The organism is Bacillus sp. DWP3-1 (assembly GCF_049896565.1).
Taxonomy (GTDB): domain Bacteria; phylum Bacillota; class Bacilli; order Bacillales; family Bacillaceae; genus Bacillus.
In genome coordinates, this window is record NZ_JAFCUN010000001.1 from 731,721 (window position 1) to 752,191 (window position 20,471).

The 20,471-nt window shown below is 41.5% G+C and carries 20 protein-coding genes, 1 other RNA gene, 1 pseudogene and 1 riboswitch; of the genes and pseudogenes, 3 read left to right on the top strand and 19 right to left on the bottom strand.

Annotated features, from left to right (window positions below; translation table 11 throughout):
• Positions 1-55: 55 nt before the first annotated feature.
• From ACP7A0_RS03695 to ACP7A0_RS03705, 3 genes and pseudogenes are all read right to left on the bottom strand, one after another.
• Entirely contained in the window at positions 56-565 is a 510-nt protein-coding gene (locus ACP7A0_RS03695) for an isoprenylcysteine carboxyl methyltransferase family protein (protein ID WP_127687022.1), read from the bottom strand.
• Positions 562-1,662: a type III polyketide synthase gene (locus ACP7A0_RS03700; RefSeq protein WP_127687024.1), complete on the bottom strand. Its 1,101-nt coding sequence runs from the start codon at positions 1,660-1,662 to the stop codon at positions 562-564. The genes ACP7A0_RS03695 and ACP7A0_RS03700 overlap by 4 nt, the downstream gene beginning before the upstream one ends.
• Before the next feature lie 315 nt (positions 1,663-1,977).
• Positions 1,978-2,259 (bottom strand): annotated as a pseudogene (locus tag ACP7A0_RS03705) (IS5/IS1182 family transposase); the annotation flags it as partial.
• Positions 2,260-2,622: 363 nt separating this feature from the next.
• On the opposite strand from ACP7A0_RS03705, the gene ACP7A0_RS03710 reads away from it, so the two are divergent.
• Complete coding sequence (locus ACP7A0_RS03710) at positions 2,623-3,477, top strand: polysaccharide deacetylase family protein (protein WP_106039196.1); 855 nt, start codon at positions 2,623-2,625, stop codon at positions 3,475-3,477.
• Positions 3,478-3,665: 188 nt separating this feature from the next.
• Here ACP7A0_RS03710 and pbuX read toward each other — a convergent pair whose 3' ends face one another.
• The 12 genes from pbuX to ACP7A0_RS03770 form a co-directional block, all read right to left on the bottom strand.
• Positions 3,666-4,985, bottom strand: coding sequence for a xanthine permease PbuX (gene pbuX, locus ACP7A0_RS03715; RefSeq protein ID WP_106039197.1), 1,320 nt, complete (start codon positions 4,983-4,985; stop codon positions 3,666-3,668).
• Positions 4,982-5,566, bottom strand: a complete 585-nt coding sequence (gene xpt, locus ACP7A0_RS03720; protein WP_034661972.1) for a xanthine phosphoribosyltransferase — start codon at positions 5,564-5,566, stop codon at positions 4,982-4,984. The genes pbuX and xpt overlap by 4 nt, the downstream gene beginning before the upstream one ends.
• Positions 5,567-5,684: 118 nt before the next feature.
• Positions 5,685-5,784, bottom strand: a riboswitch (purine riboswitch).
• 136 nt (positions 5,785-5,920) lie between these two features.
• Complete coding sequence (locus ACP7A0_RS03725) at positions 5,921-7,426, bottom strand: carboxypeptidase M32 (protein ID WP_034661008.1); 1,506 nt, start codon at positions 7,424-7,426, stop codon at positions 5,921-5,923.
• Between the two features lie 127 nt (positions 7,427-7,553).
• Entirely contained in the window at positions 7,554-9,485 is a 1,932-nt protein-coding gene (locus tag ACP7A0_RS03730; RefSeq protein ID WP_034661009.1) for an ATP-dependent DNA helicase, read from the bottom strand.
• A gap of 74 nt (positions 9,486-9,559) precedes the next feature.
• On the bottom strand, positions 9,560-9,757 hold the full coding sequence (locus ACP7A0_RS03735; protein ID WP_034661010.1) for a hypothetical protein: 198 nt from the start codon (positions 9,755-9,757) through the stop codon (positions 9,560-9,562).
• Between the two features lie 107 nt (positions 9,758-9,864).
• Positions 9,865-11,019, bottom strand: coding sequence for a THUMP domain-containing class I SAM-dependent RNA methyltransferase (locus ACP7A0_RS03740; protein ID WP_060596713.1), 1,155 nt, complete (start codon positions 11,017-11,019; stop codon positions 9,865-9,867).
• Positions 11,020-11,127: 108 nt separating this feature from the next.
• Positions 11,128-11,511: RNase P RNA component class B (gene rnpB, locus ACP7A0_RS03745), an RNA gene on the bottom strand.
• A gap of 61 nt (positions 11,512-11,572) precedes the next feature.
• Positions 11,573-11,878 (bottom strand): cell division regulator GpsB, encoded by a 306-nt coding sequence (gpsB, locus tag ACP7A0_RS03750; RefSeq protein ID WP_012010336.1) that lies wholly within the window; start codon positions 11,876-11,878, stop codon positions 11,573-11,575.
• A 75-nt stretch (positions 11,879-11,953) separates the two neighbouring features.
• Positions 11,954-12,496, bottom strand: a complete 543-nt coding sequence (locus tag ACP7A0_RS03755) for a DUF1273 domain-containing protein (RefSeq protein ID WP_060596714.1) — start codon at positions 12,494-12,496, stop codon at positions 11,954-11,956.
• Between the two features lie 49 nt (positions 12,497-12,545).
• Positions 12,546-12,785, bottom strand: a complete 240-nt coding sequence (cotD, locus tag ACP7A0_RS03760) for a spore coat protein CotD (RefSeq protein ID WP_034661015.1) — start codon at positions 12,783-12,785, stop codon at positions 12,546-12,548.
• A gap of 315 nt (positions 12,786-13,100) precedes the next feature.
• Complete coding sequence (locus ACP7A0_RS03765) at positions 13,101-14,348, bottom strand: ribonuclease H-like domain-containing protein (protein ID WP_106036818.1); 1,248 nt, start codon at positions 14,346-14,348, stop codon at positions 13,101-13,103.
• 24 nt (positions 14,349-14,372) lie between these two features.
• Positions 14,373-16,619, bottom strand: a complete 2,247-nt coding sequence (locus tag ACP7A0_RS03770; RefSeq protein ID WP_426004305.1) for a DEAD/DEAH box helicase — start codon at positions 16,617-16,619, stop codon at positions 14,373-14,375.
• Between the two features lie 160 nt (positions 16,620-16,779).
• Between ACP7A0_RS03770 and ACP7A0_RS03775 the strand changes: the two genes are divergently transcribed.
• On the top strand, positions 16,780-17,898 hold the full coding sequence (locus ACP7A0_RS03775; RefSeq protein ID WP_223250492.1) for an NADH-dependent flavin oxidoreductase: 1,119 nt from the start codon (positions 16,780-16,782) through the stop codon (positions 17,896-17,898).
• Positions 17,899-17,952: 54 nt separating this feature from the next.
• On the opposite strand, the gene ACP7A0_RS03780 is transcribed toward ACP7A0_RS03775, so the two are convergent.
• A complete protein-coding gene (locus ACP7A0_RS03780; protein WP_060596718.1) occupies positions 17,953-18,459 on the bottom strand; it encodes a PTS sugar transporter subunit IIA in 507 nt (168 codons plus the stop codon).
• 167 nt (positions 18,460-18,626) lie between these two features.
• Between ACP7A0_RS03780 and ACP7A0_RS03785 the strand changes: the two genes are divergently transcribed.
• Positions 18,627-19,046: an Hsp20/alpha crystallin family protein gene (locus ACP7A0_RS03785; RefSeq protein ID WP_060596719.1), complete on the top strand. Its 420-nt coding sequence runs from the start codon at positions 18,627-18,629 to the stop codon at positions 19,044-19,046.
• A gap of 20 nt (positions 19,047-19,066) precedes the next feature.
• Here the strand turns inward: ACP7A0_RS03785 and ACP7A0_RS03790 are convergent, their stop codons facing one another.
• The 3 genes from ACP7A0_RS03790 to ACP7A0_RS03800 form a co-directional block, all read right to left on the bottom strand.
• Complete coding sequence (locus ACP7A0_RS03790; RefSeq protein ID WP_106036819.1) at positions 19,067-19,516, bottom strand: YppG family protein; 450 nt, start codon at positions 19,514-19,516, stop codon at positions 19,067-19,069.
• A gap of 107 nt (positions 19,517-19,623) precedes the next feature.
• Positions 19,624-19,995 carry a YppE family protein gene (locus ACP7A0_RS03795; RefSeq protein WP_426004308.1) on the bottom strand — a complete coding sequence of 124 codons (372 nt, stop codon included), beginning with the start codon at positions 19,993-19,995 and terminating at the stop codon, positions 19,624-19,626.
• 58 nt (positions 19,996-20,053) lie between these two features.
• On the bottom strand, positions 20,054-20,287 hold the full coding sequence (locus tag ACP7A0_RS03800) for a DUF5446 family protein (RefSeq protein WP_223250487.1): 234 nt from the start codon (positions 20,285-20,287) through the stop codon (positions 20,054-20,056).
• Positions 20,288-20,471: the final 184 nt, after the last annotated feature.

The window sequence follows — 20,471 nt, forward strand, 5'->3', positions numbered from 1 at the left end:
TTGAGAATGTTTATCATTAATGAAAGTGTAGCACAATTGATAATGATTTTCAATATTAATTTAGCAAATACTGATTTAACGCTTTCTCCTCTGTTTGAATTCTTACAGCCATCATCCATGCATTTAAACACGTAAACAAAATGGCAGTGACATACGCCTCAAACAATAGCGGGATCAGCAAAAGCTCAATCGCCACAACTACATAGTTAGGGTGTTTCAACCAGCGATACGGCCCTTTTTTTACAATCATTGCGTTTGGCACGACTAAAATCTTTGTATTCCAGTACGTCCCAAGGGAGCATAATGCCCAGTATCGAATGACCTGTGTAGCCATCAGGAAAAGGAGCAGCACAAGAAAATACCGGGACGACCCCTTATGTAAAAGCCCTATCTCAACTATGAGTGAGAGAAAAAAGGCCGTATGCATAGCGACCATATAGGGATAATGACTAGCACCAAATTCAATGGCACCCATCGCTTTTACTTTTCTTTCATTTCTTTTGGCCACAATCATTTCAATGAGCCGCTGACAAACGAAGAAACCGATAACAAGCCAAATGATCATGACAAGACATCCTCCCATTTCATAAGCAGCAGTTCTGAGGAAAAGCCTGGACCAAGCGCCCCGCAAAGGCCAATATCCCCCGCTTCAGTTGATTGATGTTCAAGGAAATGCTTGATGACATACAAAACTGTGGCAGAGGACATATTTCCGTGTTGTTTGAGTACTTCTTTTGAAGAAAATAGCTGATCCTCTCGTAAAGATAGACTTTCAACATAGGCATCAATCACTTTTTTTCCTCCAGGATGGGCAAGAAAAACGGATAAGTCTTTAGTTGAACATCCAAGCTCCTCTAAAAATTGATCCACCTGCTCTTTTAACCAGCCTGAAATAATAGACGGTATGTCACGGGAGAAAATAACCCGAAAGCCGTCACTTGTAAATTCCCAGCCCATCACATCCTCAGAATCCTTCATCGTGACGGATTGTGTGCTTAGTACTTTAGGGACTGTTTTTAAATGGGCATATTCTAGTGCAGCCGTTTCTCCAGCTAAAAGAGCCGCAGCCGTCCCGTCTCCAAATAAGGAGGTGCCGATTAAATTGCTTTTTGATTGATCTTGCGGCTGAAAGGTTAAACTGCACAGCTCACAGGCAACGACGAGCACCTTTGCTTCTGGATATGCCCTTATGTATTCATAAGCCCGAGACAGCCCTACCGCACCACCCCCGCACCCTAGCCCCCAGATCGGTACTCGTTTCGTATAAGGAGAAAAAGGAAGTACGTTCATCAGCTTTGCATCAAGACTTGGGGTCGATAAGCCGGTACTTGAAATAAAAAACAGTGCATCGATCTCTTCAACCGGGATCGGCTTTTTCAGAAACGCCTTCTCTTGAAGACAATGTAAGATTGCTTCTTTTGCATGAGCCAGTGCTTTCTCCAAATAGATATTGTTTTTCTCTTCAAAAGAGTGGTGCGTCTGATACCATTCAATGGGCTGTACAAATTGCCTGCTCTGAATTTCTCCATTTTGAAAAGCTCTCAGCAGCCGATCAATATCTTTAAACGATCGTTTAAATTGAGACCTAGCAAATTCAGCAGCTGTTTTCTGATCCACGTGATGCTTCGGGTGACTCGTTCCAATTGAAAGAATGTACGCCATCGGCTTCACCTCTTTTTTCGGTTAATATCCCCTATCGAAAAAAGGATATACATGCCAAATCGTCACAATTCAGTCAAAACATTTTCCTCCGTCTAACTTTTTGTCTTGACGACAATTGATAAATATTGGATAATATAGTTGAAAACATGATGTAGTTTTCCTCCTTCACAGGTTCGTTCCAAGCCAAGCGAACCTGCTTTTTTTATGCAAAAAAAACACCTCTAAAAGAGAAGTGCAGACCGTAGACAAACCCCACCTTTAATTCAAGTAAAAGTGGGGTTTTCACATAATTATAAAGGGTTACGCTGGACATTCAGCATCTACCGTGTCTACATTTAGTTTTCCGATTTTCTCTGTCACCTGTTTTACGAGTGAATCTAACATACGAGTATCATGAACATTGCCACCTGTGACCAGTGATCCAAAAATAAATCCTTTTGAATCACAAGCTGTATGAAAGGAAGAAGCAAATGACTTTTCACGTTCACCTTTTACATAGTAGCCAATCTCTGATTCAGTTGTACTGACTTTGATCTCTTTTGTTTCTTCTTTATTTTGTAGGGGTAAGAGCTTTTCTCCATGTTTTTCGCGATTGATAGCCTCTATCTCCAATATCCACATGAGCATCCTTTTTTTCAATGAAATCGTCTTTATACAACACTTTCATACGGAATCTCCCTTCGCTTCGCATTAATGGTTAAATCTGATGCTATCTTAGCGTATAAATATCAACGTTTCGATCATTATTCAGAATTATTTCATTTAAACATGAATGGATCACCTTTTTTTCTGATCAATACAAATCAATAACCATAAAATGCTAATTTATTTGATTATTATATATAAAAAGGTGTTTTTTTCCTGTATACTTAATCAATATGAACACCATGAAAAACAGTGAAAAAAGATAGAATCTACTACATGATTCGGCACAAAATTTAATTGACTGGAGTGATTGTAATGAAAAATGTGTCCAAAAAACAGACACCCTACAACACGATACTTCTCTCGAAGATAATTGGTTTAGTGCTTCTTACACTGTTTCTCTTTTTTATCTGGGATATGTCTAAACCCCATTTGCAGGCGACACATGGGCAAGCAAAAATTGTTGCCAACAGTGACTTCCGAGACACAAGCATCAGTCTGAAAGCAAAAGATCATTCTACAAGAACATTGGATACACATTTTAAGACCAATCCAAACCAACAGACAACGAATAAAACGGTCTTTTTAACATTTGATGATGGTCCTTCTGCTACATCAAATCAGCTGTTAAATGTATTAAAAGCACATCACGTGAAGGCGACATTCTTCATGCTTGGACCACAAATCCAAGCACACCAAGCAGCTGTGAAAAGACTTTATCAAGAAGGACATCAATTAGGGCTTCATGGCATGACGCATGATATAAACCGCTTTTATCAGAACAGTGAGTCTCCCGCAAATGAAATGAGAGAAGCTCAGCGCATTCTTGCTTCTGTTACAGGCGTTTACACCCGTCTTGTGAGAACACCCTATGGCAGTGTTCCAAATTTAACATATCATCAAAAAGTACGTTTAAACCAAAATGGCTTTATTTACTGGGATTGGACGATTGATAGCCTTGACTGGAGATATAAAAACTCACAATATGTTCCAGAGGTATTGAATCAACTGCAAATGTTTGAGAAAAATAAACCATGGGAACCAAAAGTTATTTTAATGCATGATCAACCCTCTACCACAAACTATTTAGATAGCCTGATTACACAGCTAAAAGCAAGGGGCTATACATTTGCAGTCATTAACGAAACAATGCTGCCGGTACAACATTAATAGCGCTAATCACAACAAGCCCGTATCCAAAAGATGCGGGTTTTCAACGTGTAGACAAACCCTCACACGCTCCGCTCCTTCCTAGGACTTCAAAGGTTTTCTATCAAGCTGAAAAGAAGACAAATAGCTAAAATAGAGATCATTTTAGCCCTTTGTCAACAATCTGAACACCTCTCCAAGAGAGGTGTTTACATAACAGATTGCTTAGGTTCTTCTATCAGATCCTGCCCTGTTTCTTTTTTAAATGGAATCATGTGATAAATAATATGAAGCAAAATAGCGGTAATGCTACCGGCCACGATTCCGTTACTTGTTAATAATTTCATTGATTCTGGCAAATGCTCAAACATTTGCGGCACGACGGTGACACCTAAGCCGATCCCAACTGAGCAAGCAACAATTAGTAGGTTTTCCTGTTTGGCAAAATCTACGCGCGAGAGCATTTTAATACCGTAGGCAATGACCATCCCAAACATGGCGACCATTGCGCCGCCAAGAACTGACTTTGGAATAATCGTCGTAAATGCAGCAATTTTAGGAAAAAGTCCAAATAACATGAGCAATGCTCCTGTCACAACGATGACTTGATTTTTCTTGACTCCTGTCAACTGGATCAACCCCACGTTTTGCGAGTAGGCTGTGTAAGGAAAGGCATTGAAGATACCGCCTAATAAAACAGCAATCCCCTCTGCGCGATAGCCTTTCGCTAAATCCTTCTCTTTTAATGACCGGTTTGTTAAATCACCTAATGCGAAATAAACACCTGTTGATTCGACTAATGACACAATGGCTACTAACGTCATGGTCATGATGGGTGCAAATTCAAAGGTAGGCATGCCGAAATAAAATGGTTCAATCATGCGGAAAACTTGAGCGTTCGCCACCTCAGCTGTTTCCACTTTCCCCATAAATGCAGCGACTGCTGTCCCAAGGAGAATACCGATTAAAATAGCGATCGCCTTCATAAAACCTTTTGTGAATCGATAGAGCAGCACAATGATAAACAGCACAAGGAAAGCGAGGCCTAGATTTTCAAAAGAACCATAATCTGCACTTCCTTCTCCACCTGCCATATTGTTCATCGCTACCGGAATAAGGGTAATGCCAATAATGGTGACGACAGACCCTGTCACAACAGGCGGGAAAAATTTCACAAGCTTCCCAAAGAAAAAGGAAAGAAGAATGATGATACATCCAGAAGCGATAATACTTCCATAGATAGACGAAATTCCATATTTAGAGCCAATCGCAATCATAGGAGAAACCGCAGTAAATGTACAGCCTAATACAACAGGCAGACCGATACCAAAGAAACGGTTTTTCCAAACTTGAAGGAGCGTGGCAGCCCCGCACATGAAAATATCTGCCGAGATTAAGTAAGTCAGCTGTGCAGGGGTGAGGCCGAGCGCATCTCCCACAATGAGCGGCACAAGAACGGCACCTGCATACATCGCCAGCACATGCTGAATCCCTAGCGAGAGCGTTTTGGCTTTTTTAGCGGCACTCATGATTGTACCTCCCGTACAAACGTGACTTTCCCTTCCTCAAGTGATTCAATACGTGCAAGGGACTCGACGCGGTAGCCCATTTGAACAAGCGCATTCCTTCCGGGCTGAAATGACTTTTCAATGACAATGCCAAATCCGGCTACTTTCGCCTTCGCCTGCTTTGCGATTGCGGCAAGCCCTTTAGCGGCTTCACCGTTCGCTAAAAAGTCATCAATGATTAATACACAATCTTTTTCACTGAGATGCGTATTTGAAACAGCGATCGTGCTTTCTACTTTTTTCGTAAAAGAGTACACACTCGCTGTTAATAGGTTATCTGTTAGTGTTAGTGATTGACGTTTTCGAGCAAAGACAACTGGTACTTGAAGAGCTAGTCCAGCCATCACAGCAGGTGCAATGCCAGAAGATTCGATTGTGACAATTTTTGTAATACCATCATGCTTGAATAATCTAGCAAACTCTTGCCCGATCTCATGCATTAACACAGGATCAATTTGATGATTTAAAAAGGCATCTACCTTTAACACTTGATTTGACAGAACGATTCCTTCGTTCTCAATTTTTTGACGTAACAATTCCATCATTCTTCCTCCCAGCATATTGGCAAACATTTTCATTTTTTGCATAAAAAAAGCATTGCTGTCCATGAGGAGCAAGCAATGCGAAAACGATCCACGGATCTTCAGCTCAAACAAGAGCTGTTTCATTTTGCTCACTCATAGTCGGACTGTATCGGTGTCCGGTAGAAACTTGCGTGCCATCATCACGCGATTATATGAGTGTTATAGTGTTCAAATTATAACAAGATTTCAGACGCTTGGAAAGCACTTTTCCAGAAAAATACCGAACTTAAATAATAGATCAGATCAAAACGTTCGTTTTTAGAATATTCAAGCATCAAAAAAGCACCCTTCTGAGCAAAGGGTGCCTTTTATTTAAGATAAATACAATTTCGTATATTTATCTGTTAAATAATCGATTAAATATTGCACATTTAATTCCTCACCAGTCGCATCTTGAATGATTTCAGATGGTTTTTTGCGTTTTCCATGCTGGTGAACATGTTCTGTGAGCCATTCTTTTATCGGTGCAAAAGACCCGTTTTGAATCAGCTCATCAAAATTCGGTAAATCTTTGATCATTTGGTGCTTTAGTTGCGCCGCATACATATAACCAAGCGCATATGAAGGGAAATATCCAAAGCTTCCATCAGACCAGTGAACATCCTGCAAAATGCCGAGTGCATCATTAGGAGGCGTAATGCCAAGATACGCTTTATATTTTTCATTCCACAGTGCAGGCAGGTCTTCAACTGCTACTTCTTCATTAAAAATCGCTTTTTCAATTTCATAGCGGATGATAATGTGAAGCGGATACGTCAGTTCATCTGCCTCAATTCGAATGTAAGTCGGCTTCGATTCATTCACTGCATGCACAAAGTCTTCTAAAGAGACATCTTTAAATTGCTCAGGAGACGCTTCTTGCAGCTTATGATAATACGTTTTCCAGAAATCTTCATGTCTGCCGATAAAATTCTCAAAGAAAAGAGACTGTGATTCATGGATCCCCATTGATGTGCCATCACATAATAGCGTTCCGCTCAGTGCCTCATCAATGTTTTGCTCGTAGATGGCATGACCACACTCATGAATCGTGCCAAAGATCGCCATCCGAAAATCATGCTCATCATAACGGGTCGTCACACGAACGTCCCCTCTGCTCAATGTCACAGCAAACGGATGAACCGTTGTATCCAGACGTCCTGCGTCAAAGTCATACCCCAATTCTTTTAAGAAGAAGAGACTCAGTTCCTTTTGTTTGTCGATCGGAAAACTTTTCGATAAAAATGAAGTATCCGGCTTATGAGGAGAGGCTTCGATTTTTTTCACGAGAGGAACAATGGCATCACGAAGTGCACCAAACTTTTGATCGAGCTGTTCAACTGTCATATCTGGCTCATAGTTATTGAGCAGCACATCGTATGGCGTTTGTTTCACGCCCCAATATTGAATAAAGCGCTTGTTAAAATCAATGAGCTGTTTTAAGTATGGTGCAAAGAGTGAAAAGTCTGATTTCTCCCTTGCTTCTACCCAGACATGCTCTGCTTTTGATTGCAAAATCGAGTATTCTTTAAATTCTTCTTTCGGAATTTTGCTGTTTTCATCATACTCTTTTTGTGATAATTCGAGCGCCTTTTGTGTATCTTTTGACAGCTCATCTCGATGTTTGTTTAATGCGTGAAGAAGATCTCTCATTTCATCAGAAGTCTTCATATTAAAAATATCACTTGATAATTGACCGATGGTTTCAGCTCTGAAATCGGCGCTTTTTTTAGGCGCCTGTGTTCTAGAGTCCCAATAAAGTAAATGGAGCGCCTCCGTATAATGGGCGATTTTTCCTAGTAATTGATAAAACGCTTTCTCTTTTGCTTCAAGACTCATACGTTTGTTCCCCCAATCAATAAAATATGTATGTACGTTTCAAGGCTACTTCAAGGAATGTTCTTTTGTCAATGAAAAAGGAGGATACTCAGATGGTATCCTCCTCTTTTCCTCGTTCGGGCGTTATTTAGATGATTGGCTTGACTGGCAGAACGGATTCAATTTTACTTTGAAGCTCTGTATCTTCCTTACGGTCAAAATAAATATGAATGGTTCCTGCATCTTGGCTTGTCCGAATCAGCCTTCCAATACCTTGTCGCAAGCGCAGCAGCATATACGGAAGGTCAACTTCAGCACGAGCATCCTTTGCTTCATTCCGTTTTGCCTCAAATACCGGATCATGAGGCGGGTAAGGAAGTCCCCAGATGATCACATTTGTTAGTGATTGTCCTGGAATATCCAGCCCTTCCCAAAGGTGAACAGAGCATAACACGGATGTCTCATCTGCTTGGAACTTTTGAACAATCGTGCTGATTTCCTCGTCTCCCTCAAAATACACGTGGAAAGGCAGTGATTCATCCGATGCCTCAAGCTGCTTTCTAAAGAAATGAAGTTCATCAAATGAAGGGAACAAAATCAGAGATCGTCCTCCGTTTTCTTTCAGCTGAGTGATCACTTGCTGTCCTTTTGCCTCTTGCTCTTGAAGCTGCTGAATCCCGTGGAAATAAATCTTCATTTGCTCATCGTAATCATACGGAGAAGCGACACTCATTGATAAATAATCTTTGATCCCAAGACTTTCAGCTAAATAATCAAAGGATTGATTTTCAGACAATGTAGCAGAAGAGAAAATGTATGGTCTTTTTTGCGAGAATACTTTTTCACCAAGCACCTCTGCGACTGTCTTTGGCATCACAACAAATGTCGTATCTAACTCCTGCTTTTCAAGCCAGCTAATCGCATTTTTTTGATATAGCGACAGAGAATACGCCATTTGTTCAATGTACTCTTCCACAACAGACAATTCGTATTGATCGATTGTATACATCTCTGATTCAAACACGAGTGCTTCTCCGATTTTTTCAAGCAAATCACACAATTCACTTGCAGACCGCTTCACTTCATCCACACGTCCAATTTCAAGTCGATGCGAGCCCTTGATTTCTTTGGCATGTGTTTTTAAGAGATAGAAGAACTCATCGTTTGTGGCAAGTGCATCTTCAACGAGCTCGGCAAACTCTTCACGTATATCGTTTTGCAACAGGCGCTCTAAAAATGTTTCGAGCATTGATTGCTTCACTCGGTACGTCAGTGCTTTTTGTGCGGCAAATTCAAGAAGGTGCCCTTCATCAAATACGACGGAGCTATGTTCTGGAAGCAGCGGAAGCTGGCCCTCGCGTTTGCGGGATTCCTTCGTCCACACATGCTCCATGTAAAAATCATGAGAACAGATGATGAGATCGGTTGCTTTCCGGTAATGATCTCTTGATAAATTCAGACCGCAGCGATGACGCATATCGCACGTCAAGCAGTCTTGAAACGAGTCATAGCCAATGCGTGACCATTCATCATTTGATAGTTCTGGATACTCTTTTCGATCACCATACGGATAAAAGTTTTGCATGCCATGTGATTCATGAACAAATGAAGGAAGCGATTCATAAATATCGAGCCACTTCTCATCATCTTCACGCTGCATGGTTTTCTCTAGTTTCTTTAAGCATAAATATTGGTCATGCGATTTACTTAATCTCGCATCTATTTGAATATCAAGGTGATTGGCAATTTTATAGATATCACCCTCTTGTTTCACCAGCTGTTCAATTAACGTTTCGTCTGCACATGCAATAATCGCAGGTTTCCCTGTATACCTTGCATATGTGACCGCAAATAATAGATAGACGATGGTTTTGCCTGTGCCTACCCCAGCTTCGGCAAACATCACACTTTTTTCTTTAAAGGCTCTTTCTAGTTGAAAAGCCATAAATATTTGTTCATCTCGAAGATCAAAGCCCTTTTCTGGCAAAATGTCATAGAACACATCACCAATCCAGTTGCCCAGTTCTTCGTAAAAATTATGTTCTTTTGATAATGAAAAAGGCAAACGAGATGCTGTCACCTGCTTCAACCCCCAACTTTTGAATCATTCAGACATTCAATAGTAACATTTATGCTGGGGAATGACAATCTTTTTTACGACCGCAAACGATGTTGATAGGTTTCTTTCATTAAAAATGCATGCTCTGAACGCTCTATGTAAGCCTGAGCAAGCGCTAAATCTTCGATGGCTGCTGTCAACTGAGCAGATTGTCCACCTTCTTGCCCTTCAATTTTTTGAGCAGTCGAAGCAAGTGCTTTTTGGATTAACTGAAATTGATCATATTGTATCATGGAGACACCTCTTTTTTTAAAATCAAGTTCAGTTTATTCCGTCCCGTGAAGGTTTATACCTTTCTGCGATAAAAAAAGCCACACCTTCTGTAGGTGTGACCATTTTTTTATGATTCAGTTGTCTGTTTTCTAGGCGGGCGTTTTCCCCAATATTGGTAATAGTCTGTTTTAATAAAACCATTAAACAGTTTTCTCTTTTTCGTTGCTTTTCTGCCGAAGCACTCTTCGAACTTTTCGTGTGACGTTAAGATGTAAATGGACCAAGTATCTAGGCTCTTAAATGCTTCGCCCATTCCTTGATACATTTTTTCAACAGCTGGTTTATCACTGAGTCGTTCTCCGTAAGGCGGATTTCCGACAATCACACCATACTCTTCTTTCGTTTGAAAGTCTTTCACTTGCATTTGTTTAAATTGAATCAATTCACTTAGACCAGCTTCTTCAGCATTCATTTGTGCAATGTCTACCATCCGATGGTCGATATCACTTGCAATAATGTGGAGCGGCTGATCATAGTTTGCTTTTTCTTCCACTTCGTGACGCGCTTTGTTCCAAACGTCTTCACCAATCCATTCCCATGACTCGGACGCAAATTCCCGGTTAAATCCTGGGGCAATGTTTTGTCCTATCATGGCCGCTTCAATAGCGATTGTTCCTGACCCGCAGAAAGGGTCAACAAACGGACGGTCAGGTGTCCAGTTTGTTAATAGCACGAGTGCAGCCGCAAGGGTTTCTTTAATAGGTGCTCCGCCTTGATCCATGCGGTACCCTCGTTTATGAAGACCCACACCAGATGTATCAAGCGTGAGCACAGCTTTATCTTTTAAAAGGGCAACCTCAATTTTATACTCAGGTCCTGTTTCTTCAAGCCATTCAGACTGTATGTTGTAAGAGGAAATGAGCTTTTGCGCGATCGCCTTTTTGACGATACGCTGACAATCCGGCACACTGGCAAGCTGTGATTTCACAGATTTACCGATGACAGGGAACGTGCTGTTTTTCGGTAAAAAAGCGGACCAGTCAATCGCCTTCGTCCGTTCAAACAGCTCATCGAATGTTTTTGCCGAAAATTCAGCTACTTGTACCTTAATCCGGTCTGCTGTACGCAGCCAAAGGTTCGCACGGCAAATCGCAAGAGCATCCCCCTCGAAAATCACTTTTCCATTGTCTACTGTGCAGTCATAGCCAAGGTCTCTTACTTCTTTTGCAACAATCGCTTCAATTCCCATTGGAGCTGTTGCGATGAGTGTATAGGTTTTCATTGTTTTATCACCTGTTTTCTCGTCCTTTTATGTATTCAAGATAAAAGCTCTCCATATGTTGAATAGGAGAGCTTTGTTTTCATCATGTTTATAATAACGGATATAACGTTCTGTAAGCCATGTTTTGTTCCATCGTACTGCAAACGGCAAATGCCTCGTACTCAGGTGGTAATCATCTATCTACAGAATACTCTGTCCTTCTCTCCGTTTGGTTCCTTTGAGAAAGTTCCCCTACCAAGTTTGGGTTTCTCGCTCGAGGGGTTTACCGCGTTCCACTCTCACCATTTCTAGTGAGACTTCGTCACTGTGGCACTTTCAAGGATACTTTGCCATATCCTAAAAGGACGTAGGCATTTTTCCTGCCGTCAGCCTTTCCCAGGCTGCCCTGGCTTATTTTTTCGCCAGGCACGAACACTACGGGCATCTCAGCACCGTGCGAGCATGGACTTTCCTCTGCAATGTCTAAAAGCATTGCAGCGATTACCCGAACGTTAATCAATAATCGTTATTATAAACGACAATGACATCAGGCACAAGCTTTTTTCAGCAAGGCTCAATCATAAAGTTTGCTGCCGAAAACGTGTTTCTCAAGGTTAGATAGTCTTTTTAAAATATCAAAGTTTGTTGTATTAGACTGTGCAGGCTGTCTTTTTCCTTGCTCAACGGCTTCTTCAAGCTGTTTAGACAAATGGAGGTTTTCTTGTTGAAGCTTTTCGATTTCTTGGTTGAATGTCTCATAGTCTTTAATGACCATATCTAAAAATTTATCGACTTCTTCTTGTTTGTATCCTCTGACACCTGTTTTAAATTCTTTTTCTAAAATTTCTTTCGCAGAAAGCTTTACTTTATCAGCAAGCATCTTTTTCACCTCATATCGTGAATTCATAGTATATTTTTTCAGAAATACGTGACGTTGTCAAATTTTCTCTTGCTTTTAGTCAAAAAACGGATCTTCTGCCTCAACTTGCGCTCTCAAATCATCCATTGTGATGTACATAATGGGGTAATCGGTATAGGTTTCCGCTTCTTTGATCATGTACTTTGGCGAGCCATCATGCTCAGGATCATAAAGGGCGAGAAGGCCATCTGTTTTTTCAATAAAAAAACGGTTCTTTTGTTTAAATTGTGCCGGACTTTCATACGGTCTATGCGTGACACTTTCTACAAAATCGGCCTGTGCAAGAATCCCTTCATACAACTCTTTGTTTTGTTCATTCCAGCGCTCTTCCTGTTCATAAAATGGTGTAATGACGGCCAGTTTTAACGCTGGATACTCCTCTTGAAGCTCAAATACCACTTCGGCAGTCCAGATTTCTGCCCCAAGCTGGCCTGATATGAGAACCCATTCCAGGCCTTCTTCAATCAGGGCTGTCAGCCTTTTTTGAAGCTCCGCTTTTATGTATTGAAGTGCAGGCTCGTCTTGTTTGAATATCCCAAGCTCAAATGGCTTGTACCCTGTGACAGCAATAATTTTCATTTTTTCACCTGCTTTTAAAAAAAGGGACTTCTAAAAGTCCCATTTCACTTTATCTGTTACAGCAAGGTCCACCGCAGTTAAAGTGTTGATGTGTTGCCGGGTCCACCTGAGAAAACGTATGCGGGAAGTAGTGAACATGTTTGAAATTTTGATGGTGAACATTTGTCACATGCTGCGGATGGATATGCGGCACAATTGTTGTTGAATCGCTGTGTGTACAGCAATGATTCGTCGGATGAACAATTGGCTGTGTAACATTCGGCTGGCAATGATGATGATGATGGTACATGTAGCATTCCCCTCTCCTTAATTTTCTTACATTAACAATGTATGAATTAAGAGGTGTACATGTACTAATGCATTAACCTATTTTAAAAGTTTGCAAGAAAAACATCCTTATAGTTTGAAAACACAAAAGCGACCAAAATGACAACAAGAAAAAACAAGTAGAAAAGACCCTTATACATGCTCTACGCTCCTCATTCAATATCTAACGTTATTTTACAGGATTCGTGACTTTTCTACAATAAAAGTGCTAAACAATTTTTATTTTCGGCCGAGAGCCGAACGTTGTCATGTTTTGCGCTTTCCCGGGCAATAATGTTCATTGCCCAGCTTTTCTCAAGAGCCGTTTTTTTCGCTTCTCAAGTTCTTCCGTGTCTCGCTGACTTAACGATGAGAAAGATAATAACGATTCAGTGATGGATAGAGCTGACCTTGCATTTTTTTGACGATGCTCTTTACACTTCGCAAGCTCTATACCCGCTTTTAATGCTAAATGGACATCGCTTGATTTAAATAATTTTTCCCATATTTGAACCGCTTCATCCCACTCGTTTTGTCGTTTATATTGTAAGGAAAGATCATAAGACGCCTGATTCGCATGCTCAAAATCAGCATCCGTTAATTTTTGCAAATGCTTCGTTGCTTCCTGTACATCACGATGAGCAAGATGCCACCTGGCGAGCGCATACTTCTCATTGTGTTCCTTTACCGCATCCTCAGATAGTATTTTTTTGGATAGATGAATGTAGAGGCTGATTAACGATAAGACGTCTAGTTCATTATGAGTCAAGATCCCTTCAATCAGCTTCGGATTTTGTTCCTTTAAAAAATGAAAATAAATCATCGGTGCCAAAAACCCCGGCGTGTCGTTTTCACGATGCACGTGCAGCTCTTCTTTTTCCACAACGGATAGCGCCATTCGTTCATATTTATGCTTCCACAATCGTCTAGATCCGTGCAGAAGATCAAAATGTCCGAATTCAGGAAGTGCAGGGATTTGATCTCGTAAGAGCGTATGTCTCGTTTTCACTTGCGGCCAGTCGAACGATTTACCATTATATGTAACCAATGATTCTACGTTTACTTCATCGAGAAAGCTTTTGTACAGAGCCGCTTCATTTCCTGGATTGGTGAGCAGGTGCTGTTTCACCACCACTTTGTCGGAAAAGACACGTGCATGTCCAAGCAAGAAAATCATATTTCCCGTACCGCCAGATAATCCTGTTGTTTCTGTATCAAAGAAAAACAGCTCGTGCGGCTCGTACCCTTTAGCCGATAGCGAATGCTGGATGCCGCTTTCGTTCCATGCCTCGATGATCTTCGGCAGTTCCGCAAACGAATAGCGCCCATGCTGATCTTCTAATGAATAGGTGACTTCCCGAATCAGACAAAAGGAACCCTCAAAGTGATAAGGAGATACACCTAATGTTTCCCATTCTTTTAAAAATGGGATATTTTCTGAAGTCACAGGCTGTGGTTGTCCTTCTAAAGTTTTCTGCCGGTTTTCATGTGTCTGATTGTGCGATAGGTGCTTCTTCATTCTGTTTAATTTCCCTTTTAAAGACATGAGCAGGTGTCCCCCTCCTTTCCCTTAAAATACGGACATCAATTCAACGATGCTGCTTTTTCCGCTCACCTCTTTCATTTCCATGCCAATGCAGGATGGACAGCCATTTTCACAGCGGCACCGCTCAATCAGCTGAATGGCTGCGCCTGCTATTTCATCGAAACGAGCTTGTACTTCCTTGCTTAAGCCGATTCCGCCAGGGTAGTGGTCATATAAAAAGACCGTCGGTTTTCCGGTATGTGCCGCTTTAATTTGTGAAACAACATGAATATCAGAACGGTCACACATCACAAAAGCAGGTACAATGTGCTGAAGAACATTTGCGATGCCAAGCAGCAGCTGTTCAAGTGTTTTCTCTTCAAATCTCCGCTCTGCTTCATGTAATTCAAACCAAGCAGCACTCGTATGAATTTCTTCTTCCGGCAAGTGAATCGGTCCAGAGCCGATATTTTCACCGGTACTTAGCCGGATTTTTTTAAAAATCGTCGGCATTGCGTTGACAGTCACATCACCGTAGTGAACAGATACGGCTTCCTTCTCTGTCGTCTGATCGATTTCAAGCACCTTAAGTTGAACAGCTAAATTCGCATCCGTATAATATTCTACATCTACTTGTTTCACATAAGCCTTCAGATGCTCGTAATCTAGCTTTTCCACTTGATACTGAACCCCTTCGTGTAAATAAATGGCTTCATCATGAAGCAGCGTCATCGCACTGAATCGATCCATCTCTCCAATAATCCGAACATTCGCCACATCTGATTGATCCACAATCACCACATTTTCCTGGCTTGCAGACCGGAGGCTGATGCCATGCGCTGGGAACGATTGATCTGACCAATAATACCGGTTCCCGCTAAAATGAAGAACACCTTCCTCATGTAAGTATTGCAAAATCTCTTCTACCTCCATGCCGCCAAACTGTTCATCCTCCCGAAACGGAAGCTCGTAGGATGCACATTTTAGATGATCCACTAAGATAATGAGGTTTTCAGGGTTGATTCTGGCAGCTTCAGGCGGCCTGTTAAAGAAATATTCAGGGTGTCTGACAATATATTGATCAAGAGGTGAGGAGCTTGCCACCATAATTATGAGTGCTTCCTCATGACGCCTTCCAGCTCGTCCTGCCTGCTGCCATGTACTCGCTACACTGCCAGGATACCCTGTCATGATACAGACCTTTAGCTGACCTATATCCACTCCTAATTCTAGTGCGTTTGTGCTGACGACACCTAGAATGTCTCCTTCTCTCAATCCTTTTTCAATCACTCGCCGCTCTTTTGGTAAATAGCCTCCGCGATATCCACGAATCGATTTTGGACCGATCTCTTTTTTCACTAGCTCTTGAATATGGCTTAAAATCACTTCAACTCTTACTCTGCTTCTAGCAAAAACAATCGTTTGGATTTTTTCTTTCAAAAAAGTTTTTGCCAATTGATTGACAACAGTGGCGGCACTTTGTCTAATATTTAATGGTTTATTCACAACTGGCGGGTTGTAAAACACAAAATTCTTTTTACCGCTAGGTGCCCCGTTTCGTTCAATCAGATGCACCTTGCTCCCCGTTAGCTGCTGCGCTAGCTCTTTTGGATTCGCAATCGTTGCGGAAGTACAAATAAAAACCGGTTCACTTCCATAAAATGCACAAATTCGTTTTAACCTGCGAATCACATTGGCCACATGACTGCCAAATACACCTCGATATGTATGAAGCTCATCAATGACAATATACTTCAAATTCTCAAACAAGCTGACCCATTTCGTATGATGAGGCAAAATGGCTGAATGCAGCATATCCGGGTTTGTGATGACAATATGTCCTGCTTGTCTGACTCGCTGCCGAATGGCCGGAGAGGTGTCTCCGTCATATGTTTCACTATGAATCGGAACATCCATCTCGTGGATGATCTCGTTAAGTTCACTTTTTTGATCTTGTGCGAGCGCTTTTGTTGGGAATAAATAAAGGGAGCGGCTTGTCTGATCTTCTGCGATCGACTGTAGGACAGGCAAATTGTAGCAAAGCGTTTTACCTGAAGCTGTTGGTGTGACAGTTACCACATGATCTCCATCCATCACACGTTCAAAGGCTTCCTTTTGATGAATGTAGAGTTCGCTCACGCCTCGTTTCTCAAGCGCCTTTTTCAGCCTGTCGTTCACTCTTTCAGGAACCGGAGAGGTCTGTACAGGCTTCGCATCAATTTCATGCCAATGTTCTACCTGTTCGTCTTTCTTTAATTCTTCTATGAGTTCGTTCATTGTTTTCTTTTTCATATCGCATCACCTCTCTTACATAGTGTACCGAATATTTGTTTGCATGACTAGGCGGCAATTTTTTGATGCGCAGCCTATGAGCAAATACTTTGAAGTGTTGTAACAGTATCTATTACACTTCTATAGTGAAATGATTTTATCAAGGAAGAAGATGATGAGAGTGAAAAACGAATTTAAGCCTTTATTTGAACCATTTACGTTTCCAGGAGGTGCGTCTATTGATGGCCGGTTAGTCGTTGCGCCAATGACACACTTCGGTTCTCACGAGGATGGCACCATTTCTAAAGAGGAAATTGATTTCATTACAGCTAGATCAAGTGATATGGGCATGGTGATCACAGCATGTGCAAACGTGACTCCAGATGGTAAGGCATTTGAAGGACAGCCTTCTATTGCAAGAGATGAAGATATACCTGGCCTGAAAAAACTTGCTTCTGCGATTCAGGCAAAGGGAACAAAAGCCATCATTCAAATTCATCACGGCGGCTCTCAGGCTCTCCCTCACTTAGTTCCAAACGGTGATGTGGTTGCGCCAAGTGATGTGTTTAAAGATGGAAAGCAGATTGCACGCGCTTTAAAAGAAGAGGAAATTGTCCATATCATTGACTCTTTTAAAGAAGCGGCAAGACGAGCGGTTCAAGCAGGGTTTGACGGCGTGGAAATCCACGGTGCAAATGGTTATCTATTACAGCAATTTTACTCTCCGCATAGCAATCAGCGGACAGATCAGTGGGGAGGAAATGAAGAAAAGCGTCTAGCCTTCCCTATCGCTATTGTGGATGCAGTCAAAGAGGCAATCGAAAAGCATGCAACAAAACCGTTTATCTTTGGATATCGATTATCCCCAGAAGAACCAGAAACACCTGGTTTAACAATGACAGAGACGTTTACCTTAGTGGATGTTCTCAAAACAAAAAACCTCGATTATTTGCATATCTCTTTAATGGAGATTGACTCTAAAGCAAGACGTGGTGCAGATACTCATAAGACACGTATGGAGCTGCTAAAAGAACGCTGCGGCGATACCCTTCCGCTCATCGGTGTGGGCAGCGTCATTACAGCCGAAGATGCACTAAGTGCTTATAATCAAGGAATTCCGCTTATCGCTGTCGCACGAGAGCTGATCGTCGACCCAGATTGGGCAAAGAAGATTAAAGAAGGCAGAGAAAGCGAGATTGAAACTGTCATTAAACGCAGCCAAAAAGATAAGTATTTGATTCCAGAAGGATTGTGGTCTGTCATGGAAGCGAGTCAAGGCTGGGTTCCGATGGAAGATTAATGTCATCAAAAAAACTACCCTCATACGATTGGGTAGTTTTTTTTTGTGTCCTGATTATTTTAGTTTAACGGTAAAAAGCTTAGAAGTCTGTTTTTCCACAGGTCCCTTTGGTTCTTTATCAAGATGCTCGATCAAGTCACCATTCATAATGACAATCGGAGTCACTGTACTTGCCGCTTTCTCTTCAATCAGTTCTAAATCACACGTAATGAGAGGGTCACCGATCTTCACTTTATCCCCTTCTTTTATGTGCGCTTCAAATCCTTCACCATTTAATCCCACTGTTTCAAGCCCGATATGAATCAGAAGCTCAAGCCCTGAGAGTGTTCGAATGCCAATTGCATGTTTTGTATGGAAGAGCTGGATGATTTCACCCTCTACTGGTGAAACAATCGTGCCACTTTTTGGTTTTACTGCTACGCCGTCTCCCATCATCTTTTGAGAAAAAACAGGGTCTGGTACATCCGTCATATCCATTAACTCTCCATCAGCTGGAGAATAAATGATTTCTTCCTTTACATCATCTTGGTTTTTTCCGAAACCGAATAATTTTTTCAGCAATGTCAATTGCTCCCTTCAAGCTTTGCTTCTAGTTCTATTCCGCGTATGAAACGCTGCGCTCATACACCTTGCTTCATTCAACACTATTTAATCATAATTTTTTCCTCTCATCAATTGATAACCGCCTGAGCCCTTTCTGCATAGGCTGTAGATGAGAGGTGATTCAAATGAAACATGAAGGCGAAAAGAAACATGAATTGCTGGCAAATGAAGATATTCTCAATGAAGCGATTGAACAATTTTTCGCATCCTCCCCGTTTCACGAGATAATAAATAGTGCGGAGGCGCTCATGACCACATCACATTCACTTGCATCGATTACGACCGATGTGACAGAGGATGAGCAGTTTGTGTATATCGAGATCCAATTTCCCGACCATTTTGTCGAAGGGGATATCGCGCTAGAAGTAAAAGCCCAATATTTACACTTATCCGTGCAGGAAACAATCAAAACGGATACAACTTCCTCGTATTCGAGCTTTACCAAAACCATTTTAATGCCGGCAAAAATAGATGAAACGAACATGAAGAGCGTGTGGAAAGATCAAACGCTTCGTGTGACGGCACCAAAGCAAACTACCCAATAGGTCCATCTATTGGGTTTTAACTATGCTTTAAAAATGCTTGTAAATCCTTTCGCTAATGAACCTACTTGATTCATCGTACTCATCATTTGCCCAGCTGTATCAAACATTTTGTTAAAGTCGTATTGTCCATTCGTTTTTTTGAATTGTGACAGCACACTTTTAAATTGAGATGATTGCTGTTTTTGCGGTCTTGGCAAAGGATAAGGGTTCATAGGCTGCTGCATGGGCATCATGCCTGGTGGCGGCATCTGGGGTTGATTGATCGCTTCAGGCGGATGAAAAGGCGGCACATTTTCTTGGTATCCATAAGGCGGCTGATAGACAGCAGATGGTGCCTGGCTCATTCCACCTTGATGTGGCGGCATGAAATATTCTGGAGGCTGCGGAGGCTGCTGCATATCTGGATACGGAAAAGGCCCTCGATTGAATGGATTGAATTCATAAGGCTGCTGGTTTGAATAAGGGATCATATATCTCGCTCCTCTCGCTCTCAACACATAGTGATGTCACTCATATATTATGATCAAGAACAGAAGATGTGCCTAAAGCAGCCATAAGAAAAACGCAGCATATGTCTTCAGCTGCGCTTGTTGATTTCTTCTATTAAAAGGTTCAGTGTGTAAATCACTGACTCAACTAAATTTTTCACACGGGGTGCATGCTGTTTGCCAAAATAAGATTGCAGGACAACCTCTTTTCCATTTTCTTTGACGGCTTCAAGCTGTTCTTGGTGTAAATATCTAGGTTTGACCAGATGAATAAACGAGATCGCAGCAGTGAGCCACTCTTCCATTTTCTGATCAAATGTCTCAACGGCCGGCTGAATGTCCGTGTGAAAATCATATACGGGGTATTCCTCTTCAGCCTTTCCCTTTTGGTACTGCTCATACGCCTTTTCAATCCATATTCTCAGATCTTGTGTATGTTCAAGTAATGTTTGATTATCCAAAATGTTCACCTCTATGAACCATCCTATCAAACGTTTACTTATTGCTCAAATAGAAAAGCTATCCGGCGTGATATGCCGGTCTTGCCGCCAGTTTATACTCAGCCGCGTGAATCTTCACTTCACAGTCCTTTACTTCTGATTCAAGCCGGTCTATCATTTGTTCTTGCTCCTCTATGGCTGCACGTTTTGTTTGGTTCACAGCAAGAGACAGTTCTTCTTCCACCGCATCAATTTTCCGCTCGATTTCCTCTAATAACTGCATAATGGATTCTTTTGATACAAATTCGCTCATCATCAGATTCCTCCTTTATCGTCTCTCGTTACATTCTCTTTTCTTTCACACCCTCCTTCACACATGACAAAACTAGAAGCAAATCGCCAATCTAAGTGTAGATGAGCGCTATTTCTTCCTTTTCGACATATGCTTGTCCTTCTTTGTATGATTGCGTCCGATTGTGTAAATTCTAAGGACAAAG